This window comes from Streptomyces sp. NPDC111516 (genome assembly GCF_055635345.1).
Genome location: NZ_JBVKBV010000023.1, coordinates 25,769 through 43,841, shown reverse-complemented (window position 1 = coordinate 43,841; position 18,073 = coordinate 25,769). Strand labels below are relative to the sequence as shown.

Below are 18,073 nucleotides of genomic sequence, written 5' to 3'. Positions count from 1 at the left end.
CAAGGCGATGGCGTCCCGGGTGAGGCTCGTGTCGGGGAGGTCGGCCGCTCGAAGACGGACACGTGTGCGTCGGTGGTCATGATGTGTCTCCTACATTTGGACCCCGGTTCGGGGCAGTTCGGTACGGTGGCCTGGCGGTGCGCTCACGCATGCTGTGTACGGGGGGCGCGGCTGCACGGCACGTGGAGCGACGGCCGATCGCCCCACGGGGGGATGTGCGGCTTGAGTGCTGTGAGGGCTTACAGCTGGGCGACGAATGCGCCGATGTGCACGGCCACTTGGTCGGGCGCCTCAAGGGGCGAGAGGTGGCCGGTGTTGCAGGTGGTCGGCGAGCACAGTCGGCGGGTCGACCTTGTCGTGGCTGCCCGCGAGGACCAGCACCGGCACCTCGAGGGCTGACAGATCTAGCCGGGCCAGGCGTCCGTCTCCCAGCCGTGCTCCGTCATGTCGGGCCACACGCCGGTGGCGATGTCATGGTCAACGGCCCGGACAACGTCGACGTGCACCCCCTGTGCGCCCATGATGGCGGTGCTGCGGTCGATCAGGCCCTGGGTGTTGCTCGTATCCGGCGAGCGCTTGAGGGTGCAGTTGATCACGAGAGCACGTAGGTCGTCGTACCGGGCCGGCGGAGCCTCAGTGGCGGGCAACGAATGGGTCACACGGTCCTCCCGGAGTCCTGCCGCCGCCCTTGCACGGCGACCCGTCCACATGGCCCAGCATGCGGACCGACCGCGGCAACCGCCAACACAACGCCGCCGAATGGCGCCGTCGGTCCGCGCCCCGGTCGGCGGCCGAAGAGTGGCTGGCGCAGGAGGGCGTGCCTACGTTCGTCGCATGGGTAACGAGGACGCGACGGAGTCGCGCAGCACGACGGTGGTGGAGGATGTCGCGCATCTCTTGGTGCGCTGTCTGCGTGCCGAGGGCGTGGAGTATGTCTTCGGGATTCCCGGTGAGGAGAACATCCGGTTCGTCGACGCGCTGAACGGCTCCGGGATCCGGTACGTCCTGGTGCGCCACGAGCAGGCTGCCTCGTTCATGGCGGAGATCTACGGGCGGCTGACCGGCCGGGCCGGGGTGTGCTCGGCCACGCTGGGGCCCGGCGCGATCAATCTGCTGCTCGGCACTGCGGACGCCATGACCAACAGCGCGCCGATGGTGGCCTTGGCGGCCCAGGGTTCGCTGCGCCGTATCCATAAGGAGTCGCACCAGGTCATCGACCTGGTGACCATGTTCGCTCCCGTCACTCAGTGGTCTGCCCGCATCGAGTGTCCGGACGCGGTGCCTGAGATGACACGCAAGGCGTTCAAGACCGCCCAGAGTGAGCGGCCCGGCGCCGTGTTCCTGGCGGTGCCGGAGGACATCGAAGCGGAGCATCCCGCCGAGCCGCTGGCACCCTTGCAGATCGACAGAGTGCGCGCCGACGCGCCGTCACCCTCCCAGATCGCACGAACCGTCGAGGTGCTCTCGGCCGCCCGGCACCCGGTGGTGCTGGCAGGCCACGGTGCCGTGAGAGCCGGGGCCTCGGCCGCCCTGGTGCGGTTCGCAGAACGACTGAACCTCCCGGTCGCGACCACCTTCCACGGCAAAGGAGTCTTCCCCGACGACCACCCCAACGCGCTCGGAGCGGTCGGCTTCATGCGCCACGACTACAGCAACTTCGGCTTCGACGCGGCCGACGTACTGATCTGCGTGGGCTACGAAATCCAGGAGTTCGACCCCACCAAGATCAACCCGAACGGCGACAAGCGGATCGTCCACATCCATCGCTTCCCCGCCGAGGTCGACGCCCACTACCCAGTCACCGTGGGCGTCGAAGGCGACCCCTCGCAGGCACTCGACGCACTGGCGGCGGCGCTGCCCGAGGGACTCACCTACGGCTCGGGAAGCAGCGAGAAGATCCGCACCCTGCTCGACGAAGAGCTCCGGTACGGACGCGACAACGACGCGTTCCCCCTGGTTCCCCAGCGCGTGGTGTCCGACGTCCGCACCGCACTGGACCGCCAGGACATTGTGCTCGCCGACACCGGTGCCGGCAAAATGTGGATGTCCCGCCTCTACCCGACCTACGAGCCGGACACCTGCCTGGTCTCCAACGGCCTGTCCACCATGGGTTTCGCGCTACCGGGCGCCATCGCCGCCAAACTGGCCCGACCGGACCGACGCGTCCTGGCCATGATGGGCGACGGCTCCTTCCTGATGAACTCCCAGGAACTGGAGACCGCCGTCCGCGAACGTATTCCCCTGATCGTCCTCGTCCTCGTGGATGAGGAATACGGCCTGATCACCTGGAAGATGCAACTCGAACTCGGCCGCCACAGCCACACCCGGTTCACCAACCCGGACCTGGTCGCCTACGCCGAGAGCTTCGGCGCACGCGGCGACCGGGTCGAGTCCGCCGGCCAGCTGCTGCCTGCACTGCGCCGCGCCCTCGACGACGAAGGCGTCTCCGTGATCGCCTGCCCCGTCGACTACTCCGAGAACCTGCGCCTGACCGACAGACTCGGCGCTCTCCACGGCCCCTTCTGACCTGACGGCCCCGAACTGGCGCAGCGAGCTCCGTGCCTTCTGTCGAGCGCCCACGCCGCCAAGATCCGGACCACGCGCGGGCCAAACCACGGCTCCCGTACCGAACGCAGGCTCTTCCCCCTGATCAGGGCGGTACTCACCGCTGCACCACCAGCAGACGAAGAATCTACTGGTGTCGTACTCACCGAAGAAGCTGGGCTTCTTCTAGACGCATGCGAAAAGGCTCCTGACGTGGGTTTTCACCCGTCAGGCACCTTTCGCTCAGCCCGCTCTCGACCGAGCCCGGCTTGCGCGCTAAGTCCCAATTCATCCCACGATCGTACCCCTCCTGACCAGTGCTTCCGGACCGGTCACGGACCAAACCCCCGGTTCAGCCCTCCGGTCCTTCACCTTGGCTGACGCGCTGCCACTCGTTCACGGACTGCTCGATGAGGCGGTTCGCCTGCTCTCGAAGGCCGTCGAGGGCGGGCACCCGCCGAGACCGGCACGCCAATCCGGTGGAGAGGCCGCGCTTACGCTGTGCGGCCGTTGCCATCGTTTCGCACGCTGACAAGCCGCGTCTCCGCTCTGTCCAGGAGCGTGTCCAGCACGACCGGATAGGCGCTGAGATTCATCCGGTCCGCCAGCAGGTGTGCTGTGGCGGCGATGTGTGGATGGGTCTCGGCGGGCAGCCGGGCGTAGGTGGATGTCCACATTTCCTCGTCCACCTCCCTGGCCTCGTCCTTGATGGCCAGTGCACCCGCGTCCAGGGCGGCGAAGGCAAGCGCCAGGTCGATGAAGGCGTGGTATGTACCGACGGCGTCCACGTCACCGAAGCCCGCGCCGCGAAGGATGCCGAGAATCGTCTCATCCACCTCGATTTCCCGGGGGCGCCCGGTGACTCGGCTGGCGGTCAGCAGGGCAGCCTGGGGGTGGGCGAGATAGGAGGCGTGGATGGCCAGGCCGAGAGCGTGCAGGTCGGCACGCCACTTCCCGGTGGCTGTCCAGCGATCCAGGGCACGCCCCATCAACTCCTCGCCGATGGCCCGGGTCAGATCGTCCAGGCCGGCAAAGTATCGGTAAAGGGTGCTCGGGTCGGCGCCGAGGGCACTGCCCAGGCGGCGGGCGGTCAGTCCGGCACTCCCGTGCTCGCGCAGCATACGCAGCGCCGTCTGCACGATCAGCTTCTCCGACAGCACGGTGCCCTGCCGGGTCGGCCGCCGCCTGCGTCGTTCCGCCTCCGGAACCACCTTCTTGGGCATCGCGCCCTCCCTGCTCCTTATGCCAACGCCGTAGACCTTAACTGCCGGGATCGTGTTGCATCGAGGCGTCCTGGGGCACTCGCCGGGACCGTCTCAACGAAATGGTGTGTGACATGCGTGTACTTCTCGTGGGTGCGGGCGGCGTCGGAACCGCCGTCACCCGTATCGCCGCCCGCCGTGACTTCCTGACCCACATGGTCGTCGCGGACTACGACCTGGCCCGTGCCGAGGCGGCCGTCGCCGCGCACAAGGACCACGAGGGCCGGTTCAGCGCGCGCCGCCTGGACGCCTCCGACGAGGTCGCGGTAGGCCGCGTCCTCCGCGAGGAACGCTGCGACGTGCTGCTGAACGCGACCGACCCGCGGTTCGTGATGCCGCTGTTCAACGCGGCACTCGCCGCGGGCGCGCACTATCTGGACATGGCGATGTCGTTGTCCGCGCCGCACGCGACCGCCCCGCACGAACAGTGCGGGGTCAAGCTCGGCGACGAGCAGTTCGCCCAGGTCGCGGCCTGGGAGCGGGCAGGCCGCCTTGCACTGGTCGGCATGGGTGTGGAGCCGGGCCTGTCGGACGTCTTTGCCCGGTATGCGGCCGATGAACTCTTCGACGAGATCGAGGAGATCGGAGTCCGCGACGGCTCGAACCTCAGCGTCGAGGGCTACGGCTTCGCGCCTTCCTTCAGTATCTGGACCACCATCGAGGAGTGTCTCAACCCGCCTGTGGTCTACGAGAAGGACCGCGGATGGTTCACCACGGCGCCGTTCAGTGAGCCGGAAGTGTTCGACTTCCCCGACGGCATCGGCCCGGTGGAGTGCGTGAACGTCGAGCACGAGGAGGTGCTGCTGATACCCCGCTGGGTGGACGCGCGCCGGGTGACGTTCAAGTACGGTCTCGGTGACGACTTCATCGCCAAACTGAAGACCCTGCACGACCTGGGGCTCGACTCCACGGAGAAGGTCACCGTCCCGAGCGCGGACGGGCCGGTCGAGGTATCCCCGCGCGACGTGGTCGCCGCGTGTCTGCCTGACCCCGCTACGTTGGGAGACCGGATGAAGGGCAAGACCTGCGCGGGCACCTGGGTCAAGGGAACGAAGGATGGTGTCGCGCGCGAGGTGTACCTGTACCACGTCGTCGACAACGAGTGGTCGATGCGCGAGTACGGCTCCCAGGCCGTGGTCTGGCAGACGGCCGTCAACCCAGTGATCGCTCTCGAACTGATCGCAGACGGCACGTGGAAGGGCAGCGGAGTCCTCGGGCCCGAGGCCCTGCCGCCCCGGCCGTTCCTCGACCTGCTCACCGCATACGGCTCTCCGTGGGGGCTGCGCGAGGAGCTCTGACACGCTTGTCGGGGGCGCAGCACGGGCCGCGGCCGGCAGTGACAGAGGTTGCAGCGGACGGCGGATCTGCTGCGGGCGTGGGCGCGGCCAGGGCCGGGACGGCGAGTTTCACCGCGTGGCGATGCTTCGTTGCCTTCACGTCCACGAAGGGCGGCGAGCCGGCGCCCGTGCCGGCCTCTGCTCTCAGTACCTGACGCTGTGGGGAATCTTGATTCCCGCGCTCCTTCCATTCGGCGCCGGCGGACCCGTCACCGAATCCGGCCGATCGTTACGACGGGCCGGGTCAGCCGACGGCTGTCCTGACCACGCCACTGGGCACCGGCCGATGAGCACCATGGCGCGGGTGGCGGTCGGGCCGCCAAGTGGTGACGAGGGCTGCAGCAAGGAAAAGTTCGGCGATATCGCCGCCGTAGTACATGATCTCCGCGCCGCCTTGAACCTGGTCGATGGGTGCGTGAACGTTGATGAGGAAGCCGCCGTAGATCAGCTGGGAGATCGTGGCATGCGCCGCGACGGCGACCCCGAGGACGACGAGCCGGGTGGGGACGCCGGGTCGGGTCGGGGCGGGGTCGGGGCCGGCGATGATCCAGGCGAACAGGCAGCCGGACAAGAGGAAGTGGGCGTGCATCAGCCAGTGCAGTACGGGCTGGTTCATGGTCGCGTTGTACAGCGGTGTGAAGTACAGGAACGCGAGGATGCCGGTGCTCAGGACCAGGGCGGTGAACGGGTGCGCGAGCACTCTGGCCGGGCGGCTGTGCAGAACGCCCATCAGCGCGCGGGCGCGGGCGGCGGGCAGGGTGCGCAGCAGCAGGGTGACCGGCGTGCCGAGCACCAGGGCCAGGGGTGCGTACATGCCGATGAGCATGTGCTGGGCCATGTGCCCGCGGAAGTCGCCGTGGGCGAAGGGGGCCAGCGGTGGCAGCAGTGCTCCGGCAAGCAGGGTGCATCCGGTCAGGAAACTCGCCGTCCGCCGGCGTCCCCAGCCCTGGACGGGGTTGCGGTGCCGGGCCCGGTGTGCGAGGAGAAGGTAGGCGGCGGCGAGCAGGATGACTGCGGCTGGGGGCAGCAGCGTCTCCCACAGACCGCTACCTGCGCCGTGGTCGTGCATGTGGCGATGCATGTCGACGTCCATCAGGCGGGCCGCTCGGAGGTGTCGGGGTCGAAGGTCCGGCCGCTGCGCTGGAGCAGGTAGCCGCCAATGAGCAGGAGGAGGCCCAGGAGCAGGAAGCCCATGTCCCACCAGATCTGGTGGGGACCGCCGTGGACGTGGTGGATGCCGAGGATCTGATGGTCCAGGAGACCCTCGACGATGTTGAACAGGCCCCACCCGACCAGGATCCACCCCCACAGCACCCGGGAGGTCCACACCCGGCGACGCTGGTGAGTGACCCGGGAGTACAGGATGCCCAGGCCCAAGATGACCGCGACCCAGCAGATGGCGTGGAAGATGCCGTCCCACACGGTGTTCATCTCCAGACCGGAGACCGTGTTCGCGGGGTAGTACTTCACGCCGATGCGGTCGTGGTTGGTGCTGGTGAGCATGTGGTGCCACTGGAGGAGCTGATGGAGCAGGATGCCATCGACGAATCCGCCGAGCCCCACTCCCAGCACGATTCCTGGCAGCTGGATGCTCTTGGGCAGCGTGCCCTCTCGTGTCTGACCAGTGGTGGTGGTGGCCATCGCCTGTCCCGTCTGATCTGTCCTTCGGATACGTGAGCCTGAGCCAATACGTCTTCCCGCTCTGATCCGCCCATCACGATCGGGCGTCCTTTCGGCCGAATGACACCGCCATTCGAGGAACGGCGCGCTCGGGTCATGCTTATGGGCGAGGCCGGTGGCGCCCGAGTATCCGGTCCCGGCCTCGGCCCGTGAGCTTCGCCGTGCGCTCGGGATGGGCGGCACCGACGTACGGCGTGGTCCGCTATTGAGGCCCCGCCGTGCTGGCCTGGCGGGTGGCTGGTAGTTGATCAGAGGGTGTCTCGCCGGGCGAGCACCAGTACGGTGCTCAGCTTGCGGTGGGTTGGCCGGTGAGGGGAGCGGTCCGAGACCAGCGAGGCGATCGCGCGATTGGTTTCGACGTAGTCCTCGCATCGGGTGATGTGGCGCTGGAGAGGGCGCCACTGGCGCAGTCCGGCGTTGGTGTGCTCGACGCAGATCCGGGCCGAGGACCGCCGCCGGCGCATTTCCCGCCGTGCGTAGTGCTCGCCGAGCGGCGCGTCGTCCTTCGGCTTCTTCGGCGGGGCGCTGACCTGGTCGGGGAATGCATCGGCCAGTCCCGGTAGCCCTCGGCCTGCACCTCCGGTCTGCGTATCTGTCAGCGACTGACCGTGACCGGACGACAATTCCACCCCCTTCGGGGAAGGGGGCGGAATCGAGTGTCCGGCGACGCATGCCCTCGCTGTACGGGGTGAGTCGGGAGTCCGCCTCTGGCGCGCGGGCCTCCGCCTCGTTGGATGCGGGGGTGCCTGGTGTCGTCGGTGACCAGCGGGCAGGCGGCCTGTGTCACCTGTAATGCCGAAACACCGCCTGTCACTTCCGGTCGAAGGAGAGCCATGTACCGGCGAGGTCCTGCTGCCCCACCCCGGGCCTGGACCAGTCGCAGACACCGTCCCGGAAGATCGCCTTCAGATCCTTGAACTGGCCTTCGGTCACTGACACTCGGTAGTCCGAGCGGATCACGGGACGCTTACCGCACTTGATGATGTCGTTGGCCACATCGGCTCCGGCGACCATCCGCGGCGATGTCCACACCGGGTAGAGGGTGTTGCACTCGGTGTTGTTGATGCCCTCAACCTGGGGCTCCGTGATCTTCTTCGCACCGATGCCACGGGTCCAGCAGGAGTCCGTGAGACCCTGCGGCTTGTGGCGGACGATCTTCTCGATGGGGGTGTCGTTGCCGGAGTCTCCCTTGATGCCGGAGAGCCAATGGTCCATGTCGGACAGCATCCCGGCGAGAGTGAATCCGTGCCCGTCGGCGCGGGTGAGCATGACCTGGTTGGCGTGGGTGCCGTTGGCCTTGTCCAAGCGCGCCCGGGTGGAGAAGGAGTGGAAGCGCATGTGCATGTCGCCGGCCGGCGCGTCGTCCGTGTAGTCGCGGTAGTCGATGATCGGAACGTCGGCGAGGCCGGCACCGCCGTTCAGCATGCGGCCCGTGCGGTAGGCCGTCCGTACCGCCTTGAGATCGGCGACGGTGCGCTCCGCGGCGGGCTTGGCGTCGTCGTCGAGGCCGCCGATACGCCGGTTCAGGTCGATGAACTGGTCCATGCCGATGGCCCCCTTGTTCAGGGCCTCAAGTCCGTACTGGATACCCGTGTTGTCGAGCGGCCTGCGTGCCTTCCCGGTCTCCGGTACTTTGCCGTAGACGTTCACGGTGTGGCTGTAGACGTCACAGCGGGCACCGTCCGGGTTGGTGTCGGGGTCGTAGCGCTGTCCCTCGGGCAGCTGGGGCGGGCAGAACACCGTAGGGTCGATACGGCCGCCGGCCCTGGCCAGGCTGCCGATGCTCTCCCACTTGCCGAACCCGGAGACCGCCCTCTGCTGGTCCTTGGTGAAAGCGTCCGGCGCGACTTCCTTGAAGTAGTGGTTCAGGAGCTGGGCGTCGCTGAGCGTCTGAATCGTCCCGAAGCCGACGTCGGGGAAGCTGCAGCCGGAGAGGATGCCGTCCAGCAGACCCGGGTAGTTGTCGGCGATCTGGTGGGTCTGGTACGAGCCGCCGGAGCAGCCGTTTCCGATGGTGAAGGCCGGGTCGCCGTACGTCTCCACGAAGCGTTCCTTGACCATGCTCATGGTCTCGGCGGCCAGCAGGTCGTTGCAGTTGTTGCCGAAGACGTTCAGCGTGGACGATGCGACGCCGTAGCCCTTGCTCAGATACGTGTCGTTCATGATGCCGACGGTGTTGCGGCCCTGGACGTACCAGCCGCTGTTACAGCCCCCGCCGAAGCCGTACACGAGGCGCCCGTTCCAGCCCGGCCCACGCTGCAGCGGGTCGGGGGTGCCGGACATCGGGTCGTGCAGCACGGCCGTCTCGTAGATGCCGCGGTTGATGGTGCCGGTCTCTACGCGGACGATGTACGGCACCTTCCTGCCCGCGCTCGTCGTGGCGGTCGCCAGGTCGGCGGGACGGACGTTCTCGTCGGGCAGCGGAGCGAACTTTCCGGCTGTGGTGCGATACATGTAATCGACGCGGGTCTTGACCGAGCAGTCCTTGTCGATCGGCTGCCCTAGGGTGCCGCCGGTGACCGTCTTGAACTCGGCGGTGTCACAGACGAACGGCTGCTCGTGCGGCCCGGCGAACACCGGCCCCGTGATGGGGTGGTTCTTCAGGGTCAGTTGTCCGGCGTCCGCGCCCTGAGCCCTGGCAGTGAGCCTGTTGTCGCCCTTGGACAGCTCCTTCACCACGCCCATGAGCGCGTTGTCGCCGAAGGGCCGGAAACTCGAGGTCACGTCCCGGCCTTCCACCTCGACCCGGACATTGTCGGCCGCTATGGAGGCGGGCACCTCGACACGTATCAGGGCGTCGTCTCCCGACACCGTGCCGGGCCGCGACGACACGGCCGTCACCTGGAGCTTCTCGCGTTCCTGGCTGCCGGCCGGCGTCGCCGACGCGCCTACCAGCACGCCCATGAACGCTATGCCGACAAGGCCCAGTTCGACCGGCCTCGCGGCTCCTCTGAACGACACGACGGAACTCGCCTCACTTCCTGAATTCGGAGATCGTGGTCAGTGTGCAGACGCGGGCTGTGGGCCCGCCGGGACAGTGATACGAATGTCCCGTTGTCATGGTGTGCGGCTTCCCAGCCAGTAGCCGGAAGAGGCCCGCTCCCTGTCCGGTACCGGATGGGACAAGAGTTGTACGCTGTCGATTCCGCGGGCGCGGGCCCGCGCGGCCGACCGACCCTGCCCGGCTACCAGTTGGTGAACGCCCCGTCCGCCGTGCGCAAGTGCGGGCGCTCGGCCGCCGCGGCCTGGTACCGGCGCGCCGCCTCCCGGTCGATGTCGACGCCGATGCCGGGCAGTTCGCACAGCTCCACCCGCCCCGGCGAGATCGTCGGCCGCGCGGTGAAGAGGGCGGCGATGGCCGGCTCGGGGTCTGTCTGATGCTCCTGGATCGCCACATTGGGGCAGGCCAGGTTGAGTTGGAGCGAGGAGGCGGCGGTGACCGGGCCGAGCGGGTTGTGGGTAGCGAGCTTGATGTGGTGGGTCTCCGCCATTGCCGCGATCTTCTTCACCTCGGTCAGGCCCGCGGCCACCCCGACGTCCACGCGCGCGTAATCGATGAGGTCGTCCTCGATGAGTGTCCTGAACTCCCATTTGGAGCCGTACTGCTCACCTGCGGCCAGCGGTACGCCGGTGCGGGCCCGCAGCATGCGGTAGCTGTCCGGGTTCTCACAACGCAGTGGGTCCTCGACGAAGTACGGGCGGGCCGCCTCGATCTCCCGGCACAGGGTCAGCGCCTCCGGCGGATCCAGGCGCGTATGGACGTCGAGGATCAACTCCACCTCGTCGCCGACCGCGTCCCGCACCTGATGGAAGAGGTCGACCGAGTCGCGTAGGCAACGACGGGCGTCGAGCGTGCCGTCGGCGTCCTGCGGCGAGGCGAACCGCAGATGGCGCCAGCCCTGGGCGACCAGGTCGCGGCAACGGTCCAGGAACCACGCGCGGTCGTGGTAGCCGTCACCGACATGCACATAGGCGGGTACGTGATCACGCACCCGACCACCGAGGAGTTCATGCACCGGTACGCCGAGCGCCTTGCCGCGGATGTCCCAAAGGGCCACGTCCACCGCTGCGATGGCGGCGCCGAGTATGCGGTCGGCGGGGAAGAACCCGCGCCGGAACATCACCTGCCAGAGGTGCTCGATCCGTCGCGGGTCCTCGCCGACGATCAGCTCCGCGAGGTGCTCGAGACCGCCCGCGACCGCCCGTTGGCGCGACCTGATGCCGACCTCGCCCAGGCCGTGGATGCCCTCGTCGGTGTCGACCACGACCAGCATCATGCTGTCGCCGTGGTCGGGGAGAGTCAGCACTTCCAGGCCGGTGATCTTCATGCCGCTCCTCTATGAAAACGTTCCCGTGATTTCAGTGCAGTTCTTGAGAACACATCATCGGCAGCAGCCGAAGAAAAGCGCAAGACCCGTGCATTCAGAGGGTTTTACTCGACGTAACAGTCTTGACGAGCGTCTTGACACGCCTGGGAACGTTCGCAAACATCAACCGCATTCGCAGGATCCAGGTGCGAGACGACCGGGGTTCCCCGGCTCAAGACGACGAGGAGGCCGTCCGTGGCAGTCACGATCCGGGAGGTGGCGAGCGCTGCGGGCGTCTCGGTGTCGACGGTGTCCCGTGCGTTCACCGCACCCGACCAGGTGCAGCCGACGACCCGGCAGCGCATCCTCGACGCCGCAGCCAAGCTCGGCTACTCCCCCAACCCGGCGGCCCGTTCACTGCGCGGCGGCGGCACCGGAACTCTCGGGCTGATCGTCCCGGACATCGCCAACCCGTTCTTCCCGCCGATCATCAAGGCGATGCAGGCCCGGGCCCGGCGCCTGGGCTACACGGTCCTGGTCGCCGACAGCGACGAGCGCGAGGCGGACGAGCTGGCCGCCATCGCGGCCGTATCGAAGCGGGTCGACGGCCTGATCCTGTGGGCCTCCACCCTCACCGAGCTCCGGCTCCATGAACTCGCTGGTCAGATGCCGCTGGTGGTGGTGAACCGGCATGTGCCGGGCATCCCCGAGGTCCGAATCTCACTGTCCGCCGGCATCGCGCAGGCCGCCGAGCTGTTGAAGGCGTACGGCCATCGGCGCTGCGTCTTCATCAACGCGTCCCGCGCCGAGCTGAGCCGCGGCAAGTCCATCCAGGAGTCCTTCGAAGCGCTCGACCTCTCGCTGTCCGAACTCGGACCGTACGAGCCGCGATTCGAGACGGGCGTGCACGCCGCCACCCTCGTCGCCGCCCACGACGCGACGGCCGTGATCGCCCACAACGACCTGGTCGCCCTCGGCGTGCTGCACCAGATGGCCCACCTCGGCGTCAGCGTGCCGCGCGACGTCAGCGTCATCGGCATCGACGACACGCTGCTCGCCTCCGTCTCCACCCCCAACCTCACCACGATCAGGATCGACCCCGAGGAAATCGCCACGCGTGCGGGGGACCTCCTGATCGAGACGATCGCGAGAACAACAGACCGTGCTGGACGGGGACTCGAAGTCAGCTCCCCCTTCGTGGAGATCGGCTCCCGCCTGATCCCCCGCGCTTCGACGGGCCCCGCACCCGCCCACTGATCCACGACGCACACCACCACAACGAGCAAGGCGCCGCACCGAGCCTACTCCTGCCCTTCTTGGAGCCGATATGCCCAGAAACTCCCGCTGTACGGCCATACTTGGCTGCATGGCGCTGACCGCGACCCTCGCGGGCTGTTCCTCCCTCACCCCGAGCAGCGCCGGCGGGAACGGCGATCTCGTGCTGCGGGTGCAGGGCATGCCGCCGGCCACCGACAAGCCCGGGGTCGCCCTGTTCAAGAAGCAGGTGGCCGACTTCGAGAAGGCCAACCCGGGCATCAAGGTCAAGGGTTCGACCACGGTCTTCGACCCGCTGACGTTCTCCGCGAAGCTGTCCGGCGGCAATGTCGAGGACGTCATCAAGGTGCCGCTGACCGAGCCGCAGCGGCTCATCCGGCAGAAACAGGTCCAGCCGATCACCGGGCAGCTCAAGGAGTGGAAGCACTTCAAGGAGTTCAACCCTCAGGTCCTCCAGCCGCTGACCGACAGCGCCGACGACGTGTACGGCGTTCCGCAGAATCCGTACGCCCAGGGCCTGGTCTACAACCGCGAGCTCTTCGAGAAGGCCGGCCTCGACCCCGACAGACCGCCGACCACCTGGGCGGAAGTCCGCACCGCCGCCAAGAGGATCAGCGACAGGACCGGCAAGGCGGGCTTCGTCCACGAGTCCAAGGACAACCAGGGCGGCTGGCAGCTGACGATGCTGTCCTACGCCTTCGGTGGCGAGCTGGAGAAGGAGCAGGGTGGCAAGTACACCGCTACGCTCACCGGGGAGCCGACGAAGAAGGGGTTGCGGCTGCTCAAGGACATGCGCTGGAAGGACGATTCGCTCGGCAAGACCCTGCTCAACAACCAGAACGACGTGATCAAGCAGTTCGCGGCCGGGCAGGTCGGCATGTTCATGGGCAGCCCGGGGACGTACCGACTGGCGAAGATGCAGTTCGGCATGGAGAACACCGACGCCTTCGGAGTGGCCCCGATGCCGCAGTCCGGCGGCGACGCGACACTCACGGGCGGCGACATCTACATGGTCCCGAAGTCCGCCGACAAGAAGCACACGGCAGCCGCCGTCGAGTGGCTGACCTTCGCCTACGCCAAGCCGCAGTACAGCACCGACATTGCCGCCGAACAGGCCAAGGCGCTCTCTGCCGACCCGAAGTCCGCGGTGGGCGTGCCGACGCTGCCGGTCTTCGACAAGAAGCGGCAGACCGAAATCGACGCCGCGATCAAGCCGTACATCAATGTGAAGCTGCAGAACTTCAAGCCGTACATCGACGGTCTCTCCACGCTGAAGCTGAAGCCGGAGCCGCCGTACCAGGCGCAGAAGGTGTACACCGCGCTCGACCCGGTGGTCCAGGCGGTGCTCACCAAGCGCGACGCCGACATCGACTCCCTGCTGGCCTCGGCCGAGAAGGACGTCAATGCCAAGCTCGCCGCGGACCAGAAGTAGCCGCCCCATGGCCCTGCTCACTCCGTCCCGGCGCCCGGCCGCTGTATCCAATGAGCCCGCGCCGCGAACCCTGCCGCACCGGCGGCGTGGCACCGGCGCCCGCAAACAGCTCACGGCCTGGCTGTTCCTCGTCCCCGCCCTGCTGGTCTTCGGGCTCTTCGCCTGGTGGCCGATCGTCCGCAGCCTGCTGCTCAGCTTCCAGAAGACCAACCTGGTCGAGCCCGCGGTCTGGGTCGGCCTGGACAACTTCCGTACCCTGTTCGACGATCCGCTGCTCGGAACCGCCGTCGGGAACACCCTGTTCTTCGTGGTCCTCGGCCTGCTGATCGGCTTCCCGGCGCCGCTGATCCTGGCCGCGATCATGTCGACGGTGCGGCGCGGCGCGGGCGTCTTCCGCTTCCTGGTGTATCTGCCCGTGGTCATCCCGCCAGTAGTGGCGATCCTGCTCTGGAAGTGGTTCTACGATCCTGGGAGCGGGCTCTTCAACAATGTCCTCGGAAAGGTCGGGCTCGGCCCGTACTCGTGGCTGGAGTCCTCCGACAGCGCAATGCTCTCGCTGGTCCTGGAGGCCACCTGGGCGGGCATGGGCGGCGCCGTCCTGATCTACCTCGCGGCGATGGTCGGCATCCCCGGCGAACTCTATGAGGCCGCCGAGGCGGACGGCGCCGGGATCTGGCGGCGGATCTGGCATGTGATGCTGCCCCAACTCCGTACTGTCATCGGCCTGTTGCTTCTCGTCCAGCTGATCAACACGGTGCAGGTCTTCACCGAGCCGTACGTCTTCACCGGCGGCGGACCCGAAAACTCCACCCTCACGGTCCTGCTGTTGATCTTCCGGTACGCCTTCCAGGACGGCGAGTACGGCCAGGCCGCCGCGCTCTCCTTCCTGATGGTGCTCGCCCTCGCCCTGCTCTCCGCGGTCTATCTGCGGGCCACCCGCAGTTGGAGCACGTCATGACCACGCTCAGCACCTTCGTCTCCACCAACGACCGCCAACGCCCCGGCGTACGCGCCGCAGTGCGCTCCATCCAGGTGTTCACCCTGATCCTGCTGCTGCTCATCGGCATCGGACCGCTGTACTGGATGGTCAAGGGCGCGGTCTCACCGCCCACCGAGCTCACCACTCAGCCCCTGGCCCTCTGGCCCGACCGGCCGGCCCTGGGCAACTTCTCGGCGGCGTACACCGATCTGAGTGTCGGCCGCTATCTGATGAACACGTTCCTGGTGGTCGGGGGATCGTGGTTCGTGCAGCTCTTCGTCTCGGCCACGGCGGGCTTCGCCCTTTCGGTGCTCAGGCCGAGGTTCGGCAAGGCCGTCTACGGGGCGATCCTCGCCACGATGTTCGTGCCGTACACAGTGAACATGGTCAGCCTCTTCATGACCGTGATCGATGTGCCGTTCCTGCACCTCAACCTGGGCGACACCTACTGGGCGATCTGGCTGCCGGCCGGCACGAACGCCTTCACGGTGCTACTCGCCAAGCAGTTCTTCGACGCCCTGCCGAAGGAGCTGTTCGACGCGGCGCGGGTCGACGGGGCGAGTACCTGGCAACTGCTCACCAAGATCGTGCTGCCCATGAGCAAGCCGGTGCTCGCCGTGATCAGTCTGCTCGCGGTGATGCACTCCTGGAAGGACTTCATCTGGCCGCTGGTGGCCATCACCGACCCCGAGAAGCAGCCAATCAGCGTCGCTCTCGCCCAGCTCGCCACGCAGGCTCCGCAGGACCAGCTGATCGCCGCGATGGTGCTCGCCGTCGCCCCGCCGGTGCTCGTCTTCGTCGTCTGCCAGAAGCACATCGTCGCCGGGCTCGGCTTCACCGGAGTCAAGGGCTGAGTTCCACCGGAGCCAACGGCCGAGCCCTCAACTCCCCCACCACGCCTTCCGCTTCGGACCATTCGGAGCATCCGGAACACCCCGACCAAGAGAAGGGCACCTCCATGTCAGTCGCCCGCCGCAGATTCATCCAGGGCACGGCCGTCGCCACCGGCGCCGCACTGCTGCCGACCGCTCCCGCGTACGCCGCGGACCCGGTCACCATCGAGGCCGACGGCATCACCCTGGTCGGCCGTAGCGACGGCAGCGTCCTCGTGCAGGACGGTGCGGGCACCGACCGCATCCTGCTCAGCCACTTCATGATCAAGGACACCACGCTCGGCCAGCAGCGCACCTTCGGCGGTACGCCCGCCCGGATCACGCTCCCCGACGGGCGGCCCGCGATTCAGGTCACGTACACGATGGCGAGCGGCACGTCCGGAGTCACAGTACGCGGCACCTTCGACGTCACCCCTCACAAGGCACACATGAAGTGGGAGGTCGGCGGCTCCAGCACGCTCACACCGGCCGGCTTCATGTTCTCCCGCACGGTGTACGGGGCAAGCGCGGCGGAGTCGTACGAAGCGCTGACCGTCTGGGAGCGGGACGCCCGAGGTGGCATTCCGTACGAGGTGAACGCGGGCGGCGCGTACGTGGAGACGTGGGCGGGATCGAAGGGCTTCTTCTGCCTCTCGTCCACCAACCCCGCGAGTACGAACGCCACATGGGTCCATTCCCCCGGCACCTCGACCGGCGCGAGCACCGCGGTCACCGAGGCTGATCTGGTCCTCGGCGATCTGCGGCCGCGCGGGGCGGGAGCGCTCGCTGCCAAGAGGCCCCTCGGCGTGGAGGTGTGGACCGACCAGCCGTTCAACCTCTACGAGGCGGCCGGGCAGACGATGACGCTCAAGGCGCAGGTCGTCAACGGCTCCGCCGCGGCCAGGACGGTGACGCTCACCTGGTGGGCGCGGGACTTCGGCGGCAAGAAGATCGCCGGTGGAATGCTCTCCAAGAACCTGGCGGCGGGCGCCGCCTGGAACGCCTCCTTTCCCCTCACCTCGCCCTCGCAGAACATCGTGTTCACCGAGGTGGAGGCGGTCAGCGGCAGCAACAAGGCGCTGGCCCGCACGAATCTGAGCGTGCTCCCGGAGTTCACGTACAAGGCGGGCAAGGAGTCGATGTTCGGCCTCGCCAACTACCCCTGGCTGCTCGAGCCCGGCAGGGACGCCGTACTCGGGCTGGTCAGGACGCTCGGCATCAAGTGGATCCGCATCGCCTACGCAGACGCCCCGGGCATCGACATCGCGACTCTGGACGCGAACGGCATCGGGCACAACGTGGAGCTGAGCGGCATCCCCGTGGGCGGTGGTCCGGAGCAGATCGCGGCCTGGGCCGACACGAATGTCGCCAAGGCCCTGGACGCCGAGGCCGCGTACTTCGAGGTGAGCAACGAGGTCAACCAGCCCTGGATGTCGGGCCGCGGCGCCGACTCCTACGTCCGGGACGGTCTGCGCCAGGTCACCACGCGCCTCGACGCGGCGGGCTCGCGGATGAGGGTCATGAACGCCGGCCTCGGCGGCATGGACTACGTATGGACCAAGAACTTCCATGACGCGGGCGGCTGGGACCTCATCGACGCCTTCGCCTTCCACCCCGGTCGCGGCAACTTCACGCCCGACTTCGCGCCGCCGCCCGAGGAATGGACACAAGGGTCGTCCGGCTCGTACTGGAACTTCCTCGGCGCGCTGCGCAAGGCGAACCAGGTCCTGGAGGAGTACGGCGGCGACAAGGAGCTGTGGCTCACCGAGGCATACGCCCCGACCCGGCCCAACGCGTGGTGGAGCGACACCTACCGTCACGCCGCCGAGAACACGCTGCTCACGCTCGCTCTCGCAAAGTCCGAGAAGGTGCGCGCCGTCAACTGGTACCAGCTGCACGACTCGACGATCCACCACCCCCGGGAGGCCGACCCGTCCAACCCCGAGTACCACTACGGCCTGATGAACCGCGACACCAGCGCCAAGCCCTCACTCCTCGCCTTCGCGACCGCCGCCCGGGTCCTGGACGAGGCCGAGTTCGTCCGGCATCTCGCCTTCGCGGACCAGGACATCAAGGGGCTCCTCTTCACCACTCCCGACGGACCGGTGTCGATCATCTGGAGCCGCAAGGACGGGTACATCCTCAACTCCGAGCACGGCGAGGATCCTTGGTACGCATCGCCCGAGCCCTGGATCGACACCTGGACGACCAAGACCGCGGTTGTCGCCCACTCGGGGACGGTCGACGGCACGGTGCGGGAGCTGAACTGCATCGGCCAGGAGCGCTCTCTGAAAGCCTCCCGCGGCAAGATCACCCTCACCCTCGACGGTGCTCCGCGCGTCTACTACGGTCTCGCCGCCAATCCCGACTGGAAGTAGGTGACGT

The 18,073-nt window shown here is 67.7% G+C and carries 13 protein-coding genes and 1 pseudogene; 7 read left to right on the top strand and 7 right to left on the bottom strand.

The features are described 5' to 3' along the window. Window positions 1–410: 410 nt before the first annotated feature. Window positions 411–659, bottom strand: a pseudogene (locus tag ACZ7L9_RS30825) (flavodoxin family protein); the annotation flags it as partial. Between the two features lie 175 nt (window positions 660–834). Between ACZ7L9_RS30825 and ACZ7L9_RS30820 the strand changes: the two are divergent. Further along, complete coding sequence (locus ACZ7L9_RS30820) at window positions 835–2,526, top strand: acetolactate synthase large subunit (RefSeq protein ID WP_471420342.1); 1,692 nt, start codon at window positions 835–837, stop codon at window positions 2,524–2,526. 512 nt (window positions 2,527–3,038) lie between these two features. Here ACZ7L9_RS30820 and ACZ7L9_RS30815 read toward each other — a convergent pair. Then, window positions 3,039–3,767, bottom strand: coding sequence for a TetR/AcrR family transcriptional regulator (locus ACZ7L9_RS30815; RefSeq protein WP_471420341.1), 729 nt, complete (start codon window positions 3,765–3,767; stop codon window positions 3,039–3,041). Between the two features lie 113 nt (window positions 3,768–3,880). Here ACZ7L9_RS30815 and ACZ7L9_RS30810 point away from each other — a divergent pair, with 113 nt between their 5' ends. Next, window positions 3,881–5,104 (top strand): saccharopine dehydrogenase family protein, encoded by a 1,224-nt coding sequence (locus ACZ7L9_RS30810; protein ID WP_471420339.1) that lies wholly within the window; start codon window positions 3,881–3,883, stop codon window positions 5,102–5,104. A gap of 283 nt (window positions 5,105–5,387) precedes the next feature. Here the strand turns inward: ACZ7L9_RS30810 and ACZ7L9_RS30805 are convergent, their stop codons facing one another. The 5 genes from ACZ7L9_RS30805 to ACZ7L9_RS30785 form a co-directional block, all read right to left on the bottom strand. Continuing rightward, a complete protein-coding gene (locus ACZ7L9_RS30805; protein ID WP_471420337.1) occupies window positions 5,388–6,224 on the bottom strand; it encodes a cytochrome c oxidase assembly protein in 837 nt (278 codons plus the stop codon). Window positions 6,225–6,235: 11 nt separating this feature from the next. After that, entirely contained in the window at window positions 6,236–6,784 is a 549-nt protein-coding gene (locus tag ACZ7L9_RS30800; RefSeq protein ID WP_471420335.1) for a DUF2243 domain-containing protein, read from the bottom strand. A gap of 287 nt (window positions 6,785–7,071) precedes the next feature. After that, on the bottom strand, window positions 7,072–7,446 hold the full coding sequence (locus ACZ7L9_RS30795; protein ID WP_471420333.1) for a hypothetical protein: 375 nt from the start codon (window positions 7,444–7,446) through the stop codon (window positions 7,072–7,074). Window positions 7,447–7,633: 187 nt separating this feature from the next. Then, a complete protein-coding gene (locus ACZ7L9_RS30790; protein ID WP_471420331.1) occupies window positions 7,634–9,784 on the bottom strand; it encodes a DUF6351 family protein in 2,151 nt (716 codons plus the stop codon). A 224-nt stretch (window positions 9,785–10,008) separates the two neighbouring features. After that, window positions 10,009–11,151, bottom strand: coding sequence for a mandelate racemase/muconate lactonizing enzyme family protein (locus tag ACZ7L9_RS30785; RefSeq protein WP_471420329.1), 1,143 nt, complete (start codon window positions 11,149–11,151; stop codon window positions 10,009–10,011). A gap of 234 nt (window positions 11,152–11,385) precedes the next feature. Between ACZ7L9_RS30785 and ACZ7L9_RS30780 the strand changes: the two genes are divergently transcribed. The 5 genes from ACZ7L9_RS30780 (at window position 11,386) to ACZ7L9_RS30760 (ending at window position 18,066) form a co-directional block, all read left to right on the top strand. After that, complete coding sequence (locus tag ACZ7L9_RS30780; RefSeq protein WP_471420328.1) at window positions 11,386–12,387, top strand: LacI family DNA-binding transcriptional regulator; 1,002 nt, start codon at window positions 11,386–11,388, stop codon at window positions 12,385–12,387. Window positions 12,388–12,496: 109 nt separating this feature from the next. Further along, complete coding sequence (locus ACZ7L9_RS30775) at window positions 12,497–13,837, top strand: ABC transporter substrate-binding protein (protein WP_471420326.1); 1,341 nt, start codon at window positions 12,497–12,499, stop codon at window positions 13,835–13,837. Between the two features lie 7 nt (window positions 13,838–13,844). Further along, the gene (locus ACZ7L9_RS30770; RefSeq protein ID WP_471420324.1) at window positions 13,845–14,795 is read left to right on the top strand and encodes a carbohydrate ABC transporter permease; all 951 of its coding nucleotides are present in this window, start codon (window positions 13,845–13,847) and stop codon (window positions 14,793–14,795) included. Next, window positions 14,792–15,670: a carbohydrate ABC transporter permease gene (locus ACZ7L9_RS30765; RefSeq protein ID WP_471420322.1), complete on the top strand. Its 879-nt coding sequence runs from the start codon at window positions 14,792–14,794 to the stop codon at window positions 15,668–15,670. The genes ACZ7L9_RS30770 and ACZ7L9_RS30765 overlap by 4 nt, the downstream gene beginning before the upstream one ends. 104 nt (window positions 15,671–15,774) lie before the next feature. Next, entirely contained in the window at window positions 15,775–18,066 is a 2,292-nt protein-coding gene (locus ACZ7L9_RS30760) for a hypothetical protein (RefSeq protein WP_471420320.1), read from the top strand. Window positions 18,067–18,073 lie beyond the last annotated feature (7 nt).